This is a genomic window from Paenibacillus phytohabitans, assembly GCF_013141775.1.
GTDB classification, from domain to species: domain Bacteria; phylum Bacillota; class Bacilli; order Paenibacillales; family Paenibacillaceae; genus Paenibacillus_AQ; species Paenibacillus_AQ phytohabitans.
The window spans coordinates 565,997-588,956 of record NZ_WHOB01000069.1 but is presented as its reverse complement, the minus strand read 5'-3'; the positions used below and the strand labels follow the sequence as shown (position 1 = coordinate 588,956).

At 54.0% G+C, this 22,960-nt stretch carries 16 protein-coding genes and 1 riboswitch; of the genes, 1 reads left to right on the top strand and 15 read right to left on the bottom strand.

Annotated elements, in window-relative coordinates; all coding sequences use genetic code 11:
* Position 1 precedes the first annotated feature (1 nt).
* A riboswitch (cyclic di-AMP (ydaO/yuaA leader) is annotated at positions 2 to 134 on the bottom strand.
* Positions 135 to 314: 180 nt separating this feature from the next.
* The 15 genes from GC101_RS25885 to GC101_RS25815 form a co-directional block, all read right to left on the bottom strand.
* Entirely contained in the window at positions 315 to 1,625 is a 1,311-nt protein-coding gene (locus tag GC101_RS25885; RefSeq protein ID WP_171719625.1) for an ABC transporter substrate-binding protein, read from the bottom strand.
* Between the two features lie 66 nt (positions 1,626 to 1,691).
* Positions 1,692 to 2,519 carry a carbohydrate ABC transporter permease gene (locus GC101_RS25880; RefSeq protein ID WP_171719624.1) on the bottom strand — a complete coding sequence of 276 codons (828 nt, stop codon included), beginning with the start codon at positions 2,517 to 2,519 and terminating at the stop codon, positions 1,692 to 1,694.
* A gap of 14 nt (positions 2,520 to 2,533) precedes the next feature.
* The gene (locus GC101_RS25875) at positions 2,534 to 3,412 is read right to left on the bottom strand and encodes a carbohydrate ABC transporter permease (RefSeq protein WP_171719623.1); all 879 of its coding nucleotides are present in this window, start codon (positions 3,410 to 3,412) and stop codon (positions 2,534 to 2,536) included.
* Positions 3,409 to 4,500 (bottom strand): ABC transporter ATP-binding protein, encoded by a 1,092-nt coding sequence (locus GC101_RS25870; RefSeq protein WP_171719622.1) that lies wholly within the window; start codon positions 4,498 to 4,500, stop codon positions 3,409 to 3,411. Before GC101_RS25870 ends, GC101_RS25875 begins: the two co-directional genes overlap by 4 nt.
* 46 nt (positions 4,501 to 4,546) lie before the next feature.
* Entirely contained in the window at positions 4,547 to 5,281 is a 735-nt protein-coding gene (locus GC101_RS25865; RefSeq protein ID WP_171719621.1) for a glycerophosphodiester phosphodiesterase, read from the bottom strand.
* Positions 5,278 to 6,021, bottom strand: coding sequence for a glycerophosphodiester phosphodiesterase (locus tag GC101_RS25860; protein ID WP_171719620.1), 744 nt, complete (start codon positions 6,019 to 6,021; stop codon positions 5,278 to 5,280). The genes GC101_RS25865 and GC101_RS25860 overlap by 4 nt, the downstream gene beginning before the upstream one ends.
* 17 nt (positions 6,022 to 6,038) lie before the next feature.
* On the bottom strand, positions 6,039 to 6,836 hold the full coding sequence (locus GC101_RS25855) for an HAD-IIA family hydrolase (RefSeq protein ID WP_246354499.1): 798 nt from the start codon (positions 6,834 to 6,836) through the stop codon (positions 6,039 to 6,041).
* A 164-nt stretch (positions 6,837 to 7,000) separates the two neighbouring features.
* Positions 7,001 to 7,561 carry a glycerol-3-phosphate responsive antiterminator gene (locus GC101_RS25850; RefSeq protein ID WP_171719619.1) on the bottom strand — a complete coding sequence of 187 codons (561 nt, stop codon included), beginning with the start codon at positions 7,559 to 7,561 and terminating at the stop codon, positions 7,001 to 7,003.
* A 607-nt stretch (positions 7,562 to 8,168) separates the two neighbouring features.
* On the bottom strand, positions 8,169 to 9,455 hold the full coding sequence (locus GC101_RS25845; protein ID WP_171719618.1) for a Gfo/Idh/MocA family oxidoreductase: 1,287 nt from the start codon (positions 9,453 to 9,455) through the stop codon (positions 8,169 to 8,171).
* Between the two features lie 69 nt (positions 9,456 to 9,524).
* Positions 9,525 to 13,271: a sugar-binding protein gene (locus GC101_RS25840; RefSeq protein WP_171719617.1), complete on the bottom strand. Its 3,747-nt coding sequence runs from the start codon at positions 13,269 to 13,271 to the stop codon at positions 9,525 to 9,527.
* A 27-nt stretch (positions 13,272 to 13,298) separates the two neighbouring features.
* Positions 13,299 to 14,669: an FAD-dependent oxidoreductase gene (locus GC101_RS25835; RefSeq protein ID WP_171719616.1), complete on the bottom strand. Its 1,371-nt coding sequence runs from the start codon at positions 14,667 to 14,669 to the stop codon at positions 13,299 to 13,301.
* Positions 14,670 to 14,692: 23 nt separating this feature from the next.
* Positions 14,693 to 16,762, bottom strand: a complete 2,070-nt coding sequence (locus GC101_RS25830; protein WP_171719615.1) for an MGH1-like glycoside hydrolase domain-containing protein — start codon at positions 16,760 to 16,762, stop codon at positions 14,693 to 14,695.
* Between the two features lie 30 nt (positions 16,763 to 16,792).
* Positions 16,793 to 17,647, bottom strand: coding sequence for a carbohydrate ABC transporter permease (locus tag GC101_RS25825; RefSeq protein ID WP_039292182.1), 855 nt, complete (start codon positions 17,645 to 17,647; stop codon positions 16,793 to 16,795).
* Entirely contained in the window at positions 17,641 to 18,612 is a 972-nt protein-coding gene (locus tag GC101_RS25820; RefSeq protein WP_171719614.1) for an ABC transporter permease, read from the bottom strand. Before GC101_RS25820 ends, GC101_RS25825 begins: the two co-directional genes overlap by 7 nt.
* An 86-nt stretch (positions 18,613 to 18,698) precedes the next feature.
* The gene (locus GC101_RS25815; RefSeq protein WP_171719613.1) at positions 18,699 to 20,297 is read right to left on the bottom strand and encodes an extracellular solute-binding protein; all 1,599 of its coding nucleotides are present in this window, start codon (positions 20,295 to 20,297) and stop codon (positions 18,699 to 18,701) included.
* 261 nt (positions 20,298 to 20,558) lie between these two features.
* Between GC101_RS25815 and GC101_RS25810 the strand changes: the two genes are divergently transcribed.
* Positions 20,559 to 22,868: a helix-turn-helix domain-containing protein gene (locus tag GC101_RS25810; protein ID WP_171719612.1), complete on the top strand. Its 2,310-nt coding sequence runs from the start codon at positions 20,559 to 20,561 to the stop codon at positions 22,866 to 22,868.
* Positions 22,869 to 22,960 lie beyond the last annotated feature (92 nt).

The following is a 22,960-nucleotide window of genomic DNA, read 5'->3' as shown; positions in this document are numbered from 1 at the left end:
TGCATCCTCTCATGTCGCTTACGGGGTTAGCTGCCGGATTCGGGCTTGAAGAGTAGCCCTACTCGATTTCTCGAGATTCACCCCAGAAAACTTGGTTTCCCCGCTTCCATTACGGAACTCAGCGATTACATATATTTTTGCGGATATAGATTAACAGAAACTTCAGTATAGCCCATATTCGTCTAAGAATGAATAGCTTAGGTGAATTTGCCCAACACGCGCAGAAACCAGCCGCAGTGAACCCAAAAAGCAGAGCAGCGATTCTCCCGTTACCGGAGACTCACTGCTCTGCTTGCTATAAACATCATCTATAATCAGCGGTTCAGGATGTCATCCACCTCTTTGGCGAGATTGTCCAGGCTTGCCTGTATTGGCAGGTTCTCCAGCCAGATATCGTTGATGCGCGTACCCATCAGATCTTCAATCTCATGGTACGTACCGGTCATCGGACGCATTTTGCTGAATTCCAGCTCATCGGAAGCGACCTTGTAGCCAGGGAAAGCAGCTATGGTCTCTTTCATCAAGTCTGTGTCCAGGGAAGTAAGACGGGTCGGAAGATATCCGGTATTAGCAGAAGCATACGCTGCCTGCTCGGTATCCGACAGCCATTTCATGAATTCGAAAGCGGCCGCCTTCTCATTATCCGTTCCCGTATTCGCCAGATACGTATTCGATCCGCCGACCGGGACGCCCCGTTTGCCGTCATCTCCGGCAGGAATCATGGATACGCCGAGATCAATTCCACTCTCTGCGGCCATGCCGGCGAAGGTTTTGTAGCCACCGACACTGGAGAAGATTAGCGCAGTGGCCGGATTGGCAATGGAGGCATAGTAAGCATCCTTGTCTGTGACCCCGAGCACTTTGATCAGACCCTTGGATTCCAGATCTTCAATGAAGGTGATCAGCTTCACTGCACCTTCGCTGTTGATGTTGGATTTCGTCTCATCCTCATTGACCACATTGGTATCCGAGTACGAATGCAGCAGCGCCTCCATCACCCAGAAGTCATAGTTGAACAGGTACATCGGCGGCTGGCCGGTAGCATCATAAGCGGTCTGCAGATAGGCCTCCAGTTCGGCAAAGGTCGCCGGACCGTTCGGATCCAGTCCCTCTTTAGCGGCGAGCGTCTTGTTTACATACATCACGGGAACACTCCGCATATGCGGAAAGGCATACAGATCCTCGCCCAGATACAGGTTGCCGAGGTCGCCGATTTTGAAATCCGAGGTATCGAATTTGTCTGTTTCCATGAACGGTTCCAGATTGGCAATAATGTCACTGTCGGCAAAGCCCTTAGTCATCGCCACTTCATCAATAAAAACATTCGGCAGCGTACCCGCTATGGCTGCGGCGTTGATCTTCTGCTGCATTTCCCAGTAATCGCCCTGATATTCAGCATTCACATGGATATTCAGCTCGGCTCCCTTCGTCTCGTTGAACTGGTTCACCAGATTCTGGTTCACATCCTCCACGGCAGAAGTCCAGAAATTCAGCTCGAGGACGGAATCCCCTTTCTCATAGGCCGCTACACTGGATTCGGCTTCGGTGGTGGCACAGCCTGCAAGAACGGCGGTCAATGCAACAGTGGCGAGCAGCGGAGCTACTCTTTTTCCCCATACCTTCATTATTCGTTTCTCCTCCATGAACTGCTGTATTTGGTATTCAACATGCAAGGCCGCAGGGTATTCCCGCTACTTCACTCCCATGTAGGTGAACGCTTTGATAATCTGCTTGCGTGCAATCAGGAAGACCAGCAGAATCGGCACGATCAGCATCATATTCCCGGCCATCACGATCTGCGGGCTGAGCCCCTCTACATCCTGAAGCTTCTGAATTCCAAGCGGCAAGGTCCGGACAGCATCCGTTGTGGTCCATACGAGCGGGAAAAAGTAACTGTTCCACGTCCCGATGAACGTCAGCAGCGCGAGTGTGGACAAGGTGGGCACAGCGGCAGGCATCATGATCGTGTAGATGATTTTGAACTCACTGGCATTATCCAGACGGGCTGCCTCCAGCTGGGAATCCGGCACCTGCATGAAGGTCTGCCGCAGCATGAAGATGGCCGTACCGCTGGCAATGAAGGGCACGATGAGCGATACATACGTGTTCAGCAGCCCGGACTTCGCAAACATCACGAAGATCGGCAGGAAGATCAGCTGGCCCGGAATCATCATGGTGGCGAGCACGATGCCGAACAGCGCATTTTTACCCTTGAATTGATATCTTGCGAAAGCATAGGCTGCCGGAACAACAACGACCAGCTGGCCGAGCATCGTCCCGAGCGTAATGATCAGGGAATTCCGGGTATAATGCAGAAAGTTAATCCTAGTAAAAGCATCCCGGAAATTCTGCCATTGCAGCGAATCCACCCAGAATTTCGGCGGCATCCGAAGCACCTCGCCCAGCGTCTTGAACGCGGTGAGGATCATCCAATAGAACGGCATCAGGAAGATCACGATCAGCAGAACAGATACAATGATCCGCAGTCCTGCACCCGGCAGCCGGAGCCAAACTCTCATTGTTTCACCCCCCTTTAGCGGTAATGAACCCGTTTATTCAGTGCTTTGAAGTAGAAAATCGTAATCAGCCCCACGATACCCATCAGCACGACCGCCATTGCGGAAGCGTAGCCGACCCGGTAATATTCGAAGCTCTGCTTATAAATGCTGAAGATCAGCGTGTTCGTTGCGTTGGATGGACCACCCTGTGTCATGATATTGATCGTCTCGAACACCTGGAAGGACCCGATGATATTCATCAGGATCAGGAAGAACAAGGTCGGTGAGATCATCTTCAGCGTAATTTGAAAGAAAACGGATCGCTTGGACGCATTGTCCAGAGCCGCAGCCTCATAGAGATACCCCGGAATGGAGCCAAGGGCAGAGCAAATGATCAGTGCATTGAACCCGACAGATTTCCAGACCGAGACGAGTACCAGCGAGAACAGCGCCACATCCTTATCGGTCAGCCAGCCCACCGGCGCTGCTCCCAGCACAGACAGCAGATAATTGAACAGCCCCGTATCCGTGTTCATCAGCCACATCCAGATTAGCGACACGGATACCAGCGAGATAATGTTGGGCGTGAAGCTCAGCGTCTGGATGAAGCGGTTCAGGGGTGTGTTTTTCTGTAAAAAGAGCGCCAGCCCCATCGCCAGCACCATCACCAGCCCAACGTCCATGACCATGTACAGCAGCGTATTGAGCAGGGTATGGAGGAAATCCCGGCCGCTGAACAGCTCTGCATAGTTGCTAAGTCCGGCGAACTTCATCGGCCCGCGCATATTCCAGGTGAAGAAGCTCAAATAAATGTTGTACAGAATCGGATAGAGATAAAATACGGTCAGGATGATCACTGCCGGAGCAACCAGCAAATAGGGAAGCACCTTCACGGAAGGATGCAGCCGCTTCATGCCGAATCACCGATGCTTCCGGCTGTGCTGATTCCGGACTGTGCAGCTACCCGGACCCGCTGCTCCTGTGCGTCGAAGAATGCCAGATGCTCTTTCTTCACATAGAGTCTCACTGCTTCCAGCTCGCGTTCCGGACGGTCGAAGCATTTCACCGAAATGATCAGCCCGTTCTCCAGCAGCACTTTGTAGATAATCTCCGACCCGAGCAGCTCCCGGCCGCTGAGCGTACCCGTCAGGCTAACGGTATTGTCCGGCTCCATTCCCGGCTCCAGGGTGAACTTCGCCTTCTCCGGCCGGAAGCCGAGATACCGGGCCTGCTGCGGAGCCAGCTTACGGATCTCTTCCCCGCAGCGGTCGAGTGCGAGAATATTCATCGGCGGGGTGCCAATGAAACGGCTGGAGAACAGGTTGGCCGGATCGTAATAGAGGTTGTGCGGGTTATCCTCCTGCATGACCTTCCCGCCATCCATCAGCACGATCCGGGTGCCCATGCTCATTGCCTCCACCTGATCATGGGTTACGTAGACAAAGGTCGCACCCAGCTTCTTATGCAGCTCAATCAGCTCTGCGCGCATCTGCTGCCTCAGCTTGGCATCCAGATTGGACAGCGGCTCGTCCATCAGGAACACGGCAGGCTTCTTGACCATGGCCCGCGCCAAGGCGACCCGCTGGCGTTCACCGCCGGAGAGAAACTCCGGCTTTTTGTGCAAATGCCTGGTCAGTCCGACGGTCTCCGCAATTTCAGTAATCAGCCGCTGGCGTTCCTCCTTCGGCACTTTGTTATTCTTCAGCCCGTATTCGATGTTCTTCTCGACCGTCATGGTCGGGTACAAGGCATAATTCTGAAATACCATCGCCAGATTCCGTTTGCCCGGCTCTACCTGATTCATGCTTACCCCGCCGATGTGAATTGAGCCTTCCGTGGAATGCTCCAGTCCGGCAATCATTCTTAGCGTTGTAGACTTGCCGCACCCGGAAGGGCCGACCAGCACCGTGAAGCTGCCGCTCTCAATCGTCAGATTCAAATCCTCAATAATCAGCTTGTCGCCGTATTTCTTGGTTACCTTTTCCAGAACGATGCCGCTCATATTCTCCTCCTCCAGCAGTGGTCTTCCGCCTGCTTCCTTTCGTCTCTCAGTTCTTCAGGCACTCCCGTGCAAGGTCTGGTTTATTGGTCATAATCCGCGTAACCCCCAGATTCCGCAAGCGGATCATCTCTGCCTCATCGTCCACGGTCCAGGGATTAACCTCGAACCGGCTGCGGTCCGCCAGCTCCATGAAGGCTTCATCTACCCCCAGATAATACGGATGCAGTACATCCGCCCGGCAATTCGCCGCATATGCCTCCAGCCGGTAGAAGCTTTCCATGAACGCAATCGCCGTCTTGAGCTCCGGGTAATCGCGCTTCAGCCGGGCCACGGCATTGTGATTAATCGAAGAGATCAGCGTATTCTCTGTGTAGCCATAACGGCGCACCAGCTCCGCTGTCCGCATATTCACTTCACCGTAAGGCCGGGAATAATCCTTGGTCTCGATGTTGATGTACAGCCCGTGCTTCATGGCGAACTCCATCACCTCGCCAAGCTCCGGCAGGCGGCTTCCGTCCGTTCCGTATTTCCCGGCAAAAGCATACGAGAAATCATACTGCCGCAGCTCTTCGAGCGTCAGTTCTCCGACCAGACCGGTCCCGTCCGAAGTCCGGTCAATGGACAGATCGTGGATCACCACCAGCTTCCCGTCCCGGGTCAGCTGCACATCCAGTTCAATGCCATGCGCCCCCATGTCGAGAGCCAGCCCGAATGCGGCCATCGTATTCTCCGGTGCATAGGCGCTTGCTCCCCGGTGAGCCAGTATCTGGGTCTGCTTCATGCGCGTACCTCTCTAAGCTGATAACAGACATCCGGACGGTCAGTGATGATCGCGTCTACTCCGGCCTCCAGCATCATGCGGATATGGACCGGATCATTCACTGTCCAGGCATTGACCTGAACTCCTGCCGAGTGGGCTTCTTCTACCAGTTCGCGGTTAACCCCGATGTACAAGGGATGCAGAGCATCGGCTCCGGTCATTTGCGCATATTTCCCGCCCTCGTACAATCCTGCAATATAGAGCAGCGCTGTCCGCATCTCCGGGCAAGATTCCTTGAGCCTTACCATAGAGGTATGATTGAAGGAAGAGAAGATCACTTGTCCGCTGAGGCCATACTCCTCCACCAGCTTCGCCGCTTCTTTCCCGAGTCCGTTATACAGCTCCGACTTCGAGAGGATATCCTTCACTTCAATATTCAGATATAAGTCATGTCCCTTCACCAATTCCAGCACTTCACGGAGGGAAGGAATCTGCGCTTCCGGGTATTGCTCCTCGAAGCCCTTATTGAAGCGGAAGGCCTTCAGCTCAGCCAGCGTGTAGTCCATAATATCTCCTTTTCCATTAGAGGTGCGGTCGATCGTATCATCATGAATCACCACGATCTCCCCGTCTTTGGTCAGATGAATATCGATTTCCAGACCGTCGGCATGCTGCTGCACTGCGAGCCTGAAGGCTTCCAGTGTATTCTCCGGTGCATAGGCGCTTGCACCGCGGTGGGCGAGTATTTTACAATCCTGCATAGTTTCTCATCCTCCTGTTATTGGGGTTCGGCTTGCTTGTTGAACAGATCAGACAGGGAGTTCAGAACATAACCCGGAAGAATCTGCTGTCGCGTGATATCCGCTCTTGTGCTAACTCCGGTAAGGACTAGGGCCGTCTGCATGCCGCTGCCGTTACCCATTAGAATGTCTGTCTCCAGCCGGTCACCCACCATCAGGCATTGCTCCGGGGGACAGGCCAGCAGCCGAAGCGCCTCCTGCGCATAATAGGAAGAAGGCTTGCCAATAATCACATCAGCCTCTGTCCCGGCCGCAGTTTCCAGCGCTTTGACAATCGCCCAGGTATCCGGGATATAACCTCCGGGCACCGGGCAGGCCGGATCGGGATTGACCGCCACCAGCCTGGCGCCCCCTCTTGCCGCTCTCATTCCGAGCACCAGCTTCTCATAATTGAATTCGCGGTCCATGCCTACCAGTACATGGGTCGCTGCCTCCGGGTCCCCTGTGACGGCCACTCCGAATTCCTCCATTTGCCTTCGCATCACCGCTTCTCCAACCAGATACACCCTGGCTTCCGGCTCTTCCCGTGCGAAGTAGCTGCCGCTGACATAGAGTGCCGTCAAGATTTCCTCTTCCCCGCAGGCCAGCCCCATGTGCTCCAGTCTGCGCTGGCAATCCCGGGGAGTATGGACCGAGCTGTTGGTCAGAAAAAGAACTCTCCGGCCCCTTCGCCGCAGCTCCGCAACCGTGTCCACCACACCCGCAAGCAGCTGATCGCCAATCAGCACGGTCCCATCCAAATCAAAGCAGTAGGCTTCATATGAAGCGATGTCCATCAGCGCTTGCTCCTTTTCATTCAGGTTCACTGGTTCTCCGCACCGGAATTTCCGCGCAAAAAAACCAGCTCCAGAAATTAAGCCTCCGATTACAGCCTCGTAAGGCTCCTCGAATGCTAATAACTGACCGCTGGGTTTTCTCATCGTCTCCACCCCGGGGTACGTTATTCACTTATTTCACGCTTCCACTGCCACAGGGCCGCGTCCCCAATCGAGACATAATCGGCGCCGCTGTCCAGCGCACTGCTGATTTCCTGCTTTTCCCGGATCAGTCCGCCTACGATCAGCGGCTGCTTAATGCGCTGCTTCATATCCTTGATGATTCTCGGCATCAGTCCGGGCATGAGCTCGACCTCATCGGGATTACAGGTCTTGATCATCCGAAGCGCGGTTTCTATCGCTGCCGTATCAATGGCGAAGAAGCGCTGGATACTGGCGAGCCCGTGGGCTCTGGCTGTGGCGATGGCATTGCTCTTGGTGGTAATGATCCCGTCGATCCGGAAGGCTTCAGCCAAATACTGAATCGCCGCAGCATCTCTGCCAATCCCGCCAACCATCTCCACATGAACGAATACCTGCTTGCCTGCATTCTGCAGCGGCTTCACAATCTGCCCCAGGTTATTAATGTTGCCGGTCATCAGATTCACACGCTTCACACCGCAGGCAACCGCCTGATCAATCTGTGACTCCTCGGTGATCGAAGCAATAATGGGGTTATGCTTCAAGTAAGCATCCTCCCTTCACTTATAGCTTGTGTCTGCCAGCATGTCTTCCTGCTGGTCCTAGACTCTATGTTACAGAGCTTTTATTCGCTTAATATCAGAGCGCTGTAAAAGTTACAGTTAACATTCAGGCAAGGAATTCCATTGCCGCAGATAACTGACAGGGAGTGCAGCAAGTTGTTTCATTCACTCGGTAAGCATGCCGGCAGAATCTCTTAGACCGCTTAATGGAGACTTTTCAGAGTTAGTTAGTAAGCACTTTGAGCATCATTGTTGTACGTTTTGCAACTTTAATTCATAGATAGCCAGATGTTCGGGAGGATTGTTGTATGAAATACAAGAATAAACCTGCTAAGCCGCTTGGAAAAAGGTGGAATCCTGCATTTACTACAACAATTTTCAATTTGGGCCGATAGGATGAGGGGAATGTTGTATTATGTGCAGGATTTGATGGAAAGAGTAATTTATATTCTGCTTAGGGAAGCTGCTGTCATAAGTAGAGGCATCCCCATACATCATTAACTGATGGGGATGCCTCTTGTAAACACAACAATCTATTTAAAACCTGCTCTTCCCGACGTAGCAGCCTACGCCAGCCTTCTTCAACAAATCAGATGGTAATCAGATCCTTGATCCGGACAGGAAGTCCGGTCCGCATGGCCTGATTGGCGGCGATTCCGGTCATGATGGAGCGGGCTCCGTCCCGGTGGTCGGCTGCGCGGTGGTAAATATCCTCGTCCGGGGTTCCGAACAGATCGTTCAGCAGCACAGGATCGCCGCCGCCGTGTCCTCCAGTTCCTTCATCCACCTGGACTTCATAAGGCGCTCCAAACATGGGATGCACCACAATATGCTTACCCTCCACAGCTCCCTCCAGGGCACGGTCCCCGCCGGCATTGACATAGGATTTTTCCACGATGCTCATTTCGATTCGGCCCTTGGAGCCGTTAAAAGCTATCCGGTAACCCTCCCAAGGCATGTAGGCGTTCAATGAATACGTAAGAATCGCCTTATTGCTGTACCGGACCATTACCCCCATGGTGTCCTCAATGCTGATTCCGTCGCCGAACACGCTTTGATCCCGCTGATAGCCGTCCTCTGCTTCTGCATCCAGGTACATCTCCTTCAGAACGGGATTCTCATCCAGCTTCAGGGCAAAGGGATCGTCCTTGGCAGCCGGATTTCCGGTGGCACGCTGATAGAATGAAGTTACGCCGCGGTTCTCGGCATTCTCCCGGCCATAGAATCGCAGGTCGCCGAAGGCAAACACCGTTTCCGGCTCCGCACCGATCCAGAAGTTGACCAGATCGAAGTGATGAGTGGATTTGTGAACGAGCAGTCCCCCGCTGTTGCGCTTGTCCCGGTGCCAGCGGCGGAAATAATCCGCCCCATGCTCCGTATTCAGCAGCCATTCGAAATGAATGGAATGCACTTCCCCGATTACCCCGGAGGCAATCAGCTCGCGGGCCTTTGTATGATGGGGGGCATAGCGGTAATTGAAGGTAACCCTGACCTTGCGTCCGGTACGCTCCACCGCTTCGTAAATCTCCTTGCATTTCTCCACATCAACGGTCATGGGCTTCTCTGTGATCACATCACAGCCAAGCTCAAGCGCGCGGATAATATATCTGTGATGGGTCCGGTCGACACTGGTGACAATGACAATATCCGGTTTCTCTGTCTCGATCATGGTGTCAAACTGTTCAGCCAGGTAGGTGTTCACCTGCGGATACCCGTGTGTCTCCGACAGCAGCTTGTTGGCGTAATCCATACGTGTCTGATTCACATCGCAAAAAGCGGTAAGCTCCGCAGAATCCCTGTACTCCTTCGCGATAGCTTCATAGAAAAATTGCGCCCTGCCGCCAATGCCTACCTGTACATAACGCTTCTTGTCCAATTCCGTGTGCCTCCTAAAGTTAGCTCTTTTATTGAGTTTCAGTTTTTGCAGCGCAGCCGTTCACTACCCTTAGTTATCCGTCTCAGCCGGAAAGTCCAGACTGAACAAATAGGGGGTCAGCGGCTGAAGCTCTATAGTCTGGCCCGCAGTGCTTTGATCTGTAATCAGATCCATGAAGCCGTTTGCCATTAATCCATTGCGGACTGCTTTGACCACCACGGGTTCCGGGCCATAGTTAACCACATTCATGAGTGTATGTCCCCCATATTCAACGGTTCTCCACTCGACATTGTATACGGGAGCATTGTCTGCCGGATCAAGCAGCAGCAGCTGCCCCGGATTTACAGTCTGCAGGACCGGTAACAAGTAATCTCTGATTTGGCCTGCGGTCCAGTCCGTTGCCGATATTTTGTCCGCATGGGCGAACACATAACTTCTGTCTGCGGCAGAGAGCGCCGCGCCGTGCGGCGTAAGCTCCAAAGCGTGGGAGCCGATCAGCAGCACCCGTCCGCCCTGCTCCATAAATTGTCTAATCCCGCCCAGCGTCTCCGGATTGACTCTTGAAGCGTTTGGCACAATCAGCAGCTTATAATCGTCCAGCCCGCCATTATCCACCTGCTTTTCAGATACATATCCGGCCTTGTAGCCGCTGTAAGACAATGCTTCATAAGCTCGGAGCGAGACTGCCGAGTATTCACCCGAAAAGACACCAGAAGCGGTAGAATACAGAATCGCCGCCTGCGGTTGTTCATTCTGGAAGGCGGTAACCTGCCCGGCCAGACGGTTCAGGTCCAGATTGGTCCGCCCCGCCTGTGCTATAACATCCGGCCGGTGCAGAATGCTGCCCTCGGTACTGGCCGTTTCATTGTATGTCCGCTCCCAGACCCAGATGGCCGAGCCACCCCGGCCGTGAATCGCACTCTGCCACAGTACGGAGCGGACATGCTTTGCCTGTTCCGGCGTATACATTTTGTCCCCGTCTGCGATTAGATGATGCTCCGAATTAAAGACCGGGGCTTCTTTGAAGGAGGCCTGCAAATCATAGAAGCTGAGTTCTTCCATGAAGCCCTTCGGGCCTTCGTTGATATAATTCCAGTTGTCATTACCGTTGATCTGGCTGAACTCCGAGAAGCGCTCGATATCCACGCCCCAGGACAGGCTGCCCCGGGGATCACCCATGATTTTCGCCTGCACAGGCAGCTCTGGAGCAAGCTCATGGATAATTCCGGCCATCCATTCATGCCAGCCGGCGAAGTAATCCTGGTTGAACAGCACATAGTCATAAGACGCCGGAGAAGCTGTAATATTCTCAGGCATAGGCACACCGGTGAAAGAGCTGTAGGCCGTTTGATAGACGCCGTTCAGCTGCCCGATATCGCCGTTATAGATTCCTTCAAGATACTCGTGCCAGGCAGGCAGTGCATAGGCATCCTTATTGGCCGTATAGACCGATTCGTTGGTGAGCGTAAGACTCTGCAGCGAATCATAATCCTTGATAGCAGGAATCAAGGCCCGCAGATAATCCTCTATAATGGATTGGGCCATCGGCTGAAATAGGGAGAATTTGATAGAGCCGTTATTCTCCACCTTCAGCTCCGGCCACTTTGCGAGCACCCAGTCCGGAAAATAATGCGGGGAAATCAGGAGATTGACCGCAACATCATAATCCTCAGCCCGCTGCAGCGCCGGTAACAGATCCGATTGGATTTTGCGGGTGGAGACAACGTACTCCTTGTCTGGGGAATAACCGCCCAGATCCTCAAAGCCGGGATTCTGAATCAGATTCACCGTGCTCCCGGCCTTGACGACGCTTAAGTCATCCACCCAGACCGTACCTGTATTCTCGGATAAAATAACCAGCGGGTAGGATACCTCCCCCTTCGCTGTGGTATATTCGAATGTTACTTCTGTCCAGTCATAGGTTCCGCCAGGCAACGGCTGACGCTGCTTCCAGCCCGTTCCGCCCGGGAACCAGACGTTCCTGGCATTGTCACCCTTCACCCATACCTTGAATTCATAGGTAGTCTCCGGCTCTACTGCTATGGTCTGGGCGACATTGATGAATACATTCGACTGCCGCGGCGATGCATTGGCAATCTTCAGGGAATGATTGCCGGAATGGCTTATCCCTTCTGTAATTGCTGCTGTAGCAGACACCGCACCGGAGCGGTTGACGGTGTAGCGGTTTACGAAATCTTGTTTGTCCAGAATGACATCCCTTGGCCCCAGCTCAATCTGGATTACGTTAGCTCCGAGATCCTGAAGCTTCGGAATATCCCGCTTCACCTGGTTGAAGTGACCGTAGCCCGTGAAGAAGATTGGCCGTTCTTCGGTGACGCCCGTACTCCTCACGATGGTGTCACCCACGAAGGAATATCCGGAAATCTCCGGGCGTCCGGAGACATACCGGGGTGCGGACTGCGGGGTCAGGCTGCCATCCAGATACCCTTCCAGCTGATGCTTGCTGCCTGCAAGCATCGTCTCCAGCTCAGCCGCCACATACTGCGCTCTGCCGAGCCGCCCCTGCACGATATCCTCCTTGCCGTAACCAATGAAGTCCTTGATTACGGTATAATCAATCCGCTCATAATCTGTGGACAGTCCTTGTGCCTCACATTGCAGCAGCAACTGCTCCAGACCGGGCAGTTGTGCATTCACACTATCCAGCATGGCCTCAATCTCTGCGGGATCGAGCACCGCAGTCACTTTCAGCTCCTGCCGCTTGCCGGCAGTACTCCCTTGCTGCGCAAGCGTGAATTCAAGCAGCTGCTCTCCGGGGTCCGCCGTGGTGAACGGCAGGCTCCATCCGGCGGCCGAGCCGGCAGGCAGCGTGAAATCCGCTTCAACACCCGGAAGGCTGGATGACAGATGGAGGTTATGCGGTTCACTGGTTCTGTTCACAGCGTACACCGAATAAGAGACAGTCGTATTCACATTGATCTCCCGGGGACCTTCCACCCAGAAGCTCCAAGGGTCGGCGGAAGGGACCAGATGAACCACTGCATGGTCGGCCGGACTTTTGGCTTTGCCGATACCCGGTGTCCATTCCAGCCAGCCCCGGCGGCCAGCACCGTCATTGTCGTTGAACAGCAGCGTGAACGGAAGCTCCCCGTTCTCCGGCATACCCGTGGAGATGGCAGACCACGGCATCCGTACCTCATAGAAGGTCTCCTGTCCGGTCCGGCTGGCTGCAGCCGTGATCACTTCCGCTCCTGCTGCGGCTCCGCCTTCGCTGAACTGCCAGACATGCGCCTGCCCGTCCATATAATTGATGGCGTATTCCGGCCCGTAGCTGCCGCCGGGACTGAAGGCGAACTGGATGCTGTCCCCTCTCCACATGGTGCTGTCGGAGACAGGAACATGCACATTATCCGTCACCTTCGCCGCCCAGTAGAAGTAGCTCTGGTCATAAGCGAGATAGACGCTGGCGGATACATCCGCAGGTCCTCCCCAGCCTTCGACCAGCACCTGCCCGGCAGCCTCCGGAAGCCGGATCTCTGCGTAGCGATCCCATTCATCCACTGCCCCGTCAATGACGATGTCCTCCGCTTCCAGAGCCAAAGCGTGCGTATGCTTACCGAAGCTGCTGCGGAATTCTTCCCAGTCTGTAATGACCGGGGAAGCTGGTTCCTCATAGACGGACTCAGTTACGCTGGCGGGAGTGCCCGGAGCATCCGGCGGTATGATCCCCCCAGGTGATGCAATCGCTCTCAATTGTTCTCCGTAGACAGCAGAGGGGAACCCCTCTGCCGCCATGGAGAATACCAGCAGGATGATCAACGCCCATACGGCTTGCTTGCTGCTTCTCCTATTCATCGTTGCGTATTCCTCCCTTCTGAATGGTCAGTCATGACTTGACTTGAAGTTCGGTTCCAATGATACAGGCTGTTCCTGATGCGGACTGGCCGGAAGCGGAATCCGCTCCACTTCACCTTCTGTGAATTGCCCCCGCAGCTGCAGCACATAACGGATATGTGCAGGCATCACCTCCCTTACATCCGCCTTCCCCTGAATCACGGCCAGCGAGGCAGCAATCCCCGCCGCTTCACCGATGGCGCTGACCGACGCCATGATCCGGTAAGAGCTGTGCGCCTCATGGGTTCCGCTGATGCAGCGGGAGGCGAGCAGGAGATTGGAGCAGCCCACGGGGATCAGGGAACGATAAGGAAGATGATAATATCCCTCCCCGGGAATGCGCTCCAGCCGGGTCGCTCCTCCATCCGGGCTGTGAATGTCCAGTGAGTAGGCGCAAGCTGCAATCATATCCCCGAAATGCCGGTTGTTCAGGCAATCTTCGGCTGTCAGGACATACTCACCAGTGATCCGCCGGCCTTCCCTGACACCGAGTCGCGGCGCGATATAATCCAGCCTGGCCTGCCGGAATGCCGGATGCCCGCAGATGGCCCCGAACAGTTCATTGGCTTGCCGGGTACCCTCCTCCATGCCCAGGCTTACTGAATCCGGACGGGTAGGGTCCACTCCCAGCACAGAGGTGGAGTTGAAGAGCAGCGACTTGCCGTCCGGATAAGGAAAGCAGGTGATGCTCTGCCTTGGATTAGCGGTCTCCCCCTTGTCCTTAAGCTCCTGATAATACGGCAGCAGCTCAAGCCGCAGGGAATGGATCGCCGGCCAGGTCTGGATATCCGGATTCTTCAGCTTCAAGGGATCGAAGCCGCTCACACGAAAGGTGGCGGTGGCTGATTGCAGCTTGCCGTCACCTTCACGGCCGATTTCGTACTGCATCCCTGCCATTGCGGACAGATTACCGTCCGCCGTGGCATCCAGAAATACCTCTGCGGCAACCGTTCCAGCCTGATTGCCCTGAAGGTGAAGTCGCTGAATCCGACCCTTCTCCACATCAACCTCATTCACCGAGCACCCGGTCCACACAGTTAGCGTTGGCTCAGCTTCCAGGAGCTGCTGATAGGTGGACTTCAGAGACTGCTCATCATAGGTCGGCACCCGCTGTTCGTTGTAATGGGTATACGCCGCCGGGAACAGCTCGCGGTGAATGCCGCTTGTAACCGGGCGTCCCATACTGTCGCGGAATTTGCAGATCAGCGAGACGCTGGAGAAGACGCCGGTGCCGCCGACTTCAGGCCCCGCCTCAATCAGCAGCACCCGCCGGAACAACCTCGCAGCAGCCAGGGCTGCGCTGATCCCGCCGACTCCTGCTCCTACCACCACAAGCTCGAAATTCCAGTTTCCCTTCATAGCGTCCGCTCCCTTCTCTCTCTTCAATTCCTCAGGCTTCCGGGGGACTGAACAACCTCACGGAGGCTGGGGACACCGCTGTAGATTACCTTGTCATCGCAGATGATTTCGCACCATTCCGGGTTCATCCGCACATCAATGATATGCCCCCGGAAAGCGAAACCGGAAAGAGAGACCCTTCCTTCAGCGGGCGGGCGGGGATGAATCCATAAGCTGCCGTCCAGGCGGGGATCGAGACCGGCCAGGCCAAACAGTATTGCTTCCGCGCCGGCCAAGCCTGCGACCACATTCGCCCGCTTATGCACGGGTACAGCCGGGCGGTCACAGTAATGCTCCTGCGGATAATACGGCAGATGCTGCCCCATCCAGAAGTGGCGCTTCAGTGTATCCCAGGCCAGCTCATCGCGTCCGGATTCCCACAATGTCAGCGCCAGCATCGGCCCATCCCCGGTATACGCCCCGCCTCCCGACCAGTCCGGATCATTCTGCTCATAATGGAGCTCATCTTCGGCCGAGATACTGCTTACGCCGTATTTGCCGAGAAATGCCCCATCCCTAACCTGTGCGAACATTCCCTGCTTCATCTCCTCGGTGCAGGCACCGAAGCGCAGCGCGTCATAATATTGAATCGAATAGATCCATTCCGCATGGCCTTCGGGATAAATGGCCTTGAACCAGGCTTTGTCCTCATCCCACAGATGGGTGCGGATCGACTGGCGGATACGCTCCGCCTTGTCCCGCCATTCCTGTGCGGGCTGATCCGCCGCCAGATCCAGATGCTGCGCCAGATCGGCCAAGCGGTCATAACTCCAGGCCCGCTCGGCATTCGGACTGGCTACGATATGTTCATAGCCTGCACCCCGCATTTCCAGCAGGTTCGGTTGAAGGCCGTAATCCAGCAGCTCATTCCACTCCGGCAACCGGCTATCGTCATATAAGGCCAGTGTCCGCATGGTCGGGAACAGTTCTGCCCCTTCTCCGTGCAGTACAAAGATAGACCAGGCAAAGTTCAGAAAGGACCATAAGCTATACGAGTAGGGCACATGGGCGCCTTGTCCGCTGGGAGCAAACCGGGAGTGCCGTTCAATACCGCTGGCCGCCATTAGTCCCGCGAGCTCTGCTGCTTTGTCCTTCCCCAGCATCAGCGCCAGCGTTCTTGCACCGTATCCCCCCGCATCCCATGGATAACAGCAGATTCCTGCACCTTCCAGGCCGGAGACGGCGGGAAAAGGCTGAATAGCGAATTCCGGGTTCTCCCACAGACAGACCATCCCGCTGATCAATGAGCGGCGGTAATAGTCTTCCAGACCCGGAATATCCGATTGAAGCACCGGCAATTCACGGCAGGCTTCCTCAAGCCGGCGTTCCCAGACAACGGTTGTCTGCCGGGCCATCTCTTCCAGGGTTTGCCCTTCTTCCCTTTGGAACTCTTGTCCGGCAGAGGTCAGAACCGCAGCCAGCCGGAACACGGCCTCCTCCCCTTCTCCAAGGCTTCGCTTCTGATCTCCTTCACGAAGCAGGGTAATGCGGACCTGTTCATTCTCCCAGATTCCTTCCTCAATCTGCAGCGCAGGACCGGCAGAGGTCAGCGGTGCTCCATAGTCCCAATCGTCCAGCGGAACCATGGCCGGGCTTCCCGGCACCAGCTCCGGTAGAACAGCAACCGTTACCGTTCTAAGACTGCGGTTCTTGATCCGCTGAGTCAGGAGGAATCCATGGGTATCCGCCAGAGGCGTCAATTCACTGGACACCGCCAGTGATAACAGGTTTCCGTCCACCAGATGATGGTATGTTCCTTGTCTTTTGATCTGATCGGGCTGCCATACGCCCTTCGCATACAGTACGCCACAGTCCCCTTTGCCTAAGTCTCCGTTATCCCGGACAGGATGTCCGTCCGCTGTTATATGAAGTTTAACGGCCAGATCCTTGGCGGCATAAGGCGGCGAATAGCAGCCCTTAACGCCGCTGACCGTTCGCCCGGACGGCGCCGCAGTACTATAACCGCTGCTCACCCATAGATGCTCCGGGGGTGCCAGGCTTTTCCGTAAATCAAATGCAAATGAACCGAGTGTATAGTTTGTAGTCACCTTCATGTGTTCCCTCCGGTAATGGAATTCTGCACTTCAGCCCTTCACCGAGCCCAGCAGAACCCCTTTGATAAAATGCTTTTGCAAAAAAGGATAAACGCAGAGGATTGGCAGCACCGTTATGATGATCGCCGCGGCCTTCAGCCCCTCCGGCTGGATGTATTGGGAGGAATCCCCGCCTGCAAGCAGGGAATCAATCGGCGTCTGCAGCATCTGGTAGAGCTTGACCGTTACAGGCAGCAGCTGCGATTTGCTGATGAAATATAAGGCGTTGGAATACGTGTTCCACAGAGCAACCGCATAGAACAGCGAAATCGCAGCCAAGATAGGCTTGGATAAAGGCAGCGTCAGCTTGAAGAACACCGTCAGATCCGTTGCGCCGTCAATCGTCGCTGATTCTTCCAGCTCGGCCGGCAGGCCTTCAAAAAATGATTTCATCACAAACAGATTGTAAGCACTTACCAGCCCGGGCAGCCAGATCGCCCAGAAGGTATTGATCAGGTGCAGCTGCTTAACCAGCAGGAACAGCGGGATCAGCCCGGTGCCGAACAGCATGCTGAACATCACCATAAACGTAAAGATCTGTCGTCCTTTCAATCTCCGCTTCGAAAGCGTATATGCGGCCAGCGTAGTTGCAATCATCTGGAGTACAGTACCTACGGCTGTGATGATCACTGTATTCTTGAGAGCGATGAGCAGCTGCCCGTCGATGAACAGCTGTTTATAGGCCTGAACGGTAATTTCTACCGGCCACAATACCACTTCACCCGAGATGATCGCCCGGCTGCTGCTCAGCGACATCGCCAGAATATTCAGAATCGGAAACACCGTTATGAACGCACACAGGGCCAGAAACAAATACAGCGGCATACTTTTCAGTCGGTTTACCATAATCCGCCTTCTCCCAGCTTTTTCACAATTTTGTTGACCGTCAGCACCAGAATCAGCCCGATCAGCGCCTGAAATAATCCGACAGCCGTTGCCAGACTGTATTGCGCGTTCTGCAGCCCTGTGCGGTACACGAACGTGCTGATGACATCGGATACACTGAAGACAGCGGCATTCTGCAGATTAAAGATATGCTCGAAGCCCACATCCATCATCTTCCCCATCTGCAGAACCAGCAGGACACCAATGGTTCCGCGGATACCCGGCAGCGTAATATGCCAGATCTGGCGCAGCTTGGTGGCTCCGTCGATTTTGGCCGCTTCGTATAAGCCGGGGTCAATAGATGAGATGGCGGCCATATAGATAATCGTACCCCAGCCCGCGCTCTGCCAGATGGTGGAGACAATGAACACCACAGGCCACCATAAGGTGCTGGTCATGAAGTAAACCGGATCAATCCCGAACAGGCGCAGGGCCGCGTTCACTACTCCGGTGGAAGGTGACAGCAAGGAGACTATGATCCCCGCCAGAACTACCCATGAGATGAAAAAAGGCAAATACAGCATGTTCTGCACAGCCCGCTTGAACCAGTTCACCCGCAGCTCATTCAGCAGCAGGGCCAGCAGGATCGGAGCCGGGAAGGCAAAAACAAGATTGTATAAATTCAGCAGCAGGGTGTTGCGCAGCACATTCCAGAAGTCTGAGCTTCCAAACAAGGTATGAAAATGCTTAAGCCCCACCCAGGGACTGCCCCAAACCCCGTCCAGCAGACGGAAATCCTTGAAGGCGATCAGCTCGCCGTACAGGGTGACAAATTTGAACAGGAAGAAATAGGACATGGCCGGAATAAGGAACAAGTACAGATAACGGTCCCGGTAGAGATAAAATAACAGGCCCCGCCCCGGCTTGTTCAGGCCTTTGGAGCGTATGGCCGCCGGACCGGAGGGCTGGTGCAATGTTTTTGGCATATAGCTCTTTCTCACTCCTCTATAAATTCCGGGAGCCTGGAATAGGGTACATTCCGCAGCTCCCTTATATCCAAGAACCGTATGGTTTACTTCAGCTTGTCTTTGTTCGCATCGTACCAGGCCTGAACCTTAGCGGTTACACTGTCTCCGTCCAGACTGTTCCAGGCTTGGCGCAGCTCTTCGACAGCTTCATCCGGTGTCTGATTGCTCATCGCCATACGGGTGTTGATTTCCTTCCATTTGGTTTCAAACTGGCCGGCGATGGAGGCGTATTCCGCAACTGGCGGGATATATGGCAGATCCTTGCGGAAGGTATAGGTCTCACTGTTTTTAATAATCGTACTTTTGAGGGCAGCCATATCCTGATCATCCTTGCTGTCCCCTGCCCGGGTAACCAAATATTCCGGCGTCTGCTGCTCCTGCTGAACCAGCCGGTATTCCGAAGCATAGCCGACCTCTGTCTTCCATTTGTCAAAATCGGTTGTGACCGGAATGCTGTCCTTCAACTGATAATGTACGCCTTCAGTTCCATAGGTCAGCGGCTCCCAGCCTGAATCCAGCATCCAGTCGATAAATTCCATCGCAGCCTGCGGATTTTTCATGTTTTTGTTAAAAGCAGTCAGCAGATGGTTAGGGACTTCGACCTCATAGCCATTCGTTCCATATTTCGTGGACAGAGGCGGAACTGCGGCCAGTGTGGCCTCCGGATTATTTTTCCGCAGCTCGGTAATGGTATTGTCCATGTTCAGGTTACTGAAATAGATGCCGGAGCGACCCGTGGTCCACAGCTGCTTCTGCCGCGAAAATTCCTTATCTGTCGCAAATTCCTTGTCAACGAGACTCTCATGGTAAGCAAGCTGGCGGAAAGCAAGCGCGTCTTTATACCGTTCGGTGAAGAAGCTCTGGGTGAGCTTTCCGTCCTCCACGAACCAGGCCGCACTGCGCGCCATATACCAGTCGTCAGTAATCGCCGTATAGGCCGTTGACATCGCCATTGGAATGGTATCGGCCGCACCGTTGCCGTCAGGGTCATTGTCACGGAAGGCTTTGGCGACCACCACCAGCTCATCCACCGAAGTCGGCATAGCCAGTCCGAGTTTATCCAGCCAGTCCTGCCGGATGAAGATAGCGGTATTGGCACGGGCAGGTCGCATGCTGGCGATGGCATAGATTTTACCGTCATCCAGCGTCAGGTACGGCTTCAGCTCGGGATGCTCCTGCAGATATTTTTTGTAGCTGGTGCTGTACTTGTCGATATACTCATCCAGCGGCTGAATGGCTCCTTCATCGGCCCAGCGGACAATAAAATCGCGGTTGAAGGTAGTCATCATATCCGGCGCCTGATCGGAAGCAATCAGAACATTGAATTTATCCGCCTCCTGATTGCGCGGAATCGGCACCCAATTGACCTTCACTCCGGAATTCTCATTGATATACTTTGTCCACCGGTTCTCTTCATAAGAGCCTTCTCCCGTTGCCACCTGCCCCCTGTCATAAATGGAACCGGATATCTCCTTGGGCAGCGAAGCATAGGGATCTGCGCTTGGTGCCTGTGAGGCAGCGGCCGGGGATGGCCCTGCGGATGTTCCGGCGTTTCCGTTACTGTTGCCGCATGCGGACAACGCCGCCGTTCCTAACAGCAGCACCGCGAGAAGCGCGGGGGTGAGCTTTCTGTTTCTGTACATTCTTTTGACCTCCAATGGACTTGTGATGTTGGGCAGATCATGTCTTGCTTAGACGGTGAAGCCTGGCGCCTGGCCTCCACCTAACTATAGCGGGCTATCCGGCAGACTGAATAGTTGCAGAACCTACAATGAACTCTCATCTCCCGCTATGCGGCGGATATTTGTAGATAACGCTACATCATAATGGAAAGTGACACCCGCTTACCGCTGCATTATGTCATATAATGAAGTGAACATCCGCCGGTTAAGGAGCGATAGCAAGTGAAGAGAAGAATTTCAGCCAAAGTACAGCTCATGTATACCGCATTATTCATCCTGATTATCCTGATGACAGTGGCGATCAGCTATATTAGCTCTATCCGCCAGTTAGAAAGGCAGGTGATTGGTTCGAATCAGAATGTGCTGAGCCAGATCAGCAAACGGGTTGACAGCACACTTCAGGAAATCGATTTAACCACCATCAATCTGCTGCGGAGTAATGATACCCGGTCTTTTTTTGAGGACTCCGGTCCGGATTCTGCTCAGCATTTGCTGGGCCTCTCTATGCTCCAGGATCAGCTGGGCAACAATCTCGCAGCCAATTTTAATATGAAGGCGATCTATCTGTATTCGGAGAAAAGCGGCAAGCTCCTCTCTGCGTCCGACTATTACCCGCTGGAATCAGCGCCTTCCATGGGCTGGATCAAGTCCTTCACCGGCAGCGGCAAGACCGGCAAATGGAATGCCTCTCCTCCGGCAGCAGAGAGCAGCGATTTCCTGCTTGTCCGCAATTACCCTTTTACCGCCGGACCCAAAGACAGAAGCGGTGTAATGGTCACGCGAATTAATGAAAAGAGTATCTCGAAGATGTTCGGCGATCTGCAATTCAGCGACAGCTACAATGTATTTCTGGTCGACCGGAACGGGAATGTGCTGTCCCATAAGGACCCCAAGCTGATTCATCAGAGCATTCTGGACAACAGCTACGCTTCCCGGGTACTTGCACGCGAAGGGCGGGGGTACGTGGTAGAGAAAACGGCCACCGGGAAAAATCTCGTATTCTACGATAACTCTGCTTATACCGGCTGGAAGCTGATTTACATCGTATCCCAGCAGCAGCTCAGCACGCTTTCGCTTACAGTGCGCTATATTCTGATCGCTATGGCCCTGCTGATGGTTGTCATCGCGGTTTCCGCAAGCCGCTTCGTCAATCACCGCTGGTTTGCTCCCATGGAGTTTTTCATTGCAAGGCTGGAGGAGATTACTGTGCGCACTCCCTCTGGTTTCCAGAGCTTAACATCTTCACAAGCCCTCTCCTATAATGATCTGCATAACAGAATAGAGCAGGTATTCACCGGATATTCCAATGCAGAAAAGAAGCTCCACGAGAGCATTCCGGCGCTGAAGCTGCAGATTATGTTCGATATTCTGACCGGCAACCGGACGAAATTCGCCTCCGCTGAGCCTATGCTTAATCATGTGGGCATTGAATTGTATCCGCAGCATTATATCGTCCTCACCATTGAATTCGATAATAAGGCTATGCTTGAGAAGGTTGGAGACATGAATCTGTACCTGTACGCTCTATGTAATGTAGCTGAAGAGATGATCCGCTCCCGGCAGGACAAGGTCAAAGGGGCTGCGATTCAGATGAACGATGATCAGGCGGTAATGATTCTGAGCTTCAGGGATGCGGGACGTGCGGAAAATACAATGGAAGCCAGATCATTCGGAGAGGATTTCATGGCTTATGTTGAGGTGCAGTTCAGACGGACGATCTCCGTCAGCATGGGGGAGTATTATGACCATTTTCAAGACATCCGCAAATCTTATCTGGAGTCGGCAGGGCTGATTTCCTGTAAAATTCTTATGGGTCATAATGCGCTCATCACCTCAAACGACGTTGGCGCATGGGACAGCGGCAGGCTGCTTGAGGTCTTCGAATCCGTTGATGCTGTGCAGGAAACTGTCAAGCAGGTGAACGCGGAGAAGACCGGAATCGTGCTGGAGGAGCTGTTCAAACGGGCAGCGCGATGCAATCTGTCCAAAGAGATGATGGTCCAGCTCTGTCTGCAGGTCATTCTGAAAGCGCTGCGGACCGCAGCTGACTCCAGCCTGAATGAACAATTTCAGACGGAGCATGAAGCGGTGTTCATCCGTCTTCAGCAATGCGAGACATTGTACGAGATGCGGATGGTTCTAAGCTCGCTGATGACCGAACTGATTCAGTCTCTGCAGGAGAAACGGAGCAGTAAGAAAAAAAGCAGCGAGTTAATTGAAAACGTTCTCTCTTATATCACAGAGCACTACTCCCAAAGTGACATTTCCGTTAATTATTTGGCGGACCGGTTCAGCATCAGCCCCAATTATTTAAGCAAGCTGTTCAAGGAATATACCTTCAGCAATTTTGTCGACTATCTGATTGAAGTACGCATGAAGGCCGCCCACCGGCTGCTGCTGGAAACCCCCATGAAGCTGAATGATATTGCCGAGCAGGTCGGCTACACCAACTTCTCCAGCTTTCTGCGCAATTTCAAGAAATACTATGGTATGACGCCAACGGAATACCGGCAGCTGCATTTGAATTCCTGAGTTAAACCTCTTTGAAAAGCGCAGAAAGCCGCCCATCCGGCGGCTTTCTGTGCGTATATGTTCTTGTCCGACAATGCTGTGCTGTTATCTAT

What these genes read in the sequence shown, in the direction of transcription:
- GC101_RS25885 (WP_171719625.1), bottom strand. Translation starts at nt 1,625, where the DNA reads ATGAAGGTATGGGGAAAAAGAGTAGCTCCGCTGCTCGCCACTGTTGCA.
- GC101_RS25880 (WP_171719624.1), bottom strand. Translation starts at nt 2,519, where the DNA reads ATGAGAGTTTGGCTCCGGCTGCCGGGTGCAGGACTGCGGATCATTGTA.
- GC101_RS25875 (WP_171719623.1), bottom strand. Translation starts at nt 3,412, where the DNA reads ATGAAGCGGCTGCATCCTTCCGTGAAGGTGCTTCCCTATTTGCTGGTT.
- GC101_RS25870 (WP_171719622.1), bottom strand. Translation starts at nt 4,500, where the DNA reads ATGAGCGGCATCGTTCTGGAAAAGGTAACCAAGAAATACGGCGACAAG.
- GC101_RS25865 (WP_171719621.1), bottom strand. Translation starts at nt 5,281, where the DNA reads ATGAAGCAGACCCAGATACTGGCTCACCGGGGAGCAAGCGCCTATGCA.
- GC101_RS25860 (WP_171719620.1), bottom strand. Translation starts at nt 6,021, where the DNA reads ATGCAGGATTGTAAAATACTCGCCCACCGCGGTGCAAGCGCCTATGCA.
- GC101_RS25855 (WP_246354499.1), bottom strand. Translation starts at nt 6,836, where the DNA reads ATGGACATCGCTTCATATGAAGCCTACTGCTTTGATTTGGATGGGACC.
- GC101_RS25840 (WP_171719617.1), bottom strand. Translation starts at nt 13,271, where the DNA reads ATGAATAGGAGAAGCAGCAAGCAAGCCGTATGGGCGTTGATCATCCTG.
- GC101_RS25835 (WP_171719616.1), bottom strand. Translation starts at nt 14,669, where the DNA reads ATGAAGGGAAACTGGAATTTCGAGCTTGTGGTGGTAGGAGCAGGAGTC.
- GC101_RS25830 (WP_171719615.1), bottom strand. Translation starts at nt 16,762, where the DNA reads ATGAAGGTGACTACAAACTATACACTCGGTTCATTTGCATTTGATTTA.
- GC101_RS25825 (WP_039292182.1), bottom strand. Translation starts at nt 17,647, where the DNA reads ATGGTAAACCGACTGAAAAGTATGCCGCTGTATTTGTTTCTGGCCCTG.
- GC101_RS25820 (WP_171719614.1), bottom strand. Translation starts at nt 18,612, where the DNA reads ATGCCAAAAACATTGCACCAGCCCTCCGGTCCGGCGGCCATACGCTCC.
- GC101_RS25815 (WP_171719613.1), bottom strand. Translation starts at nt 20,297, where the DNA reads ATGTACAGAAACAGAAAGCTCACCCCCGCGCTTCTCGCGGTGCTGCTG.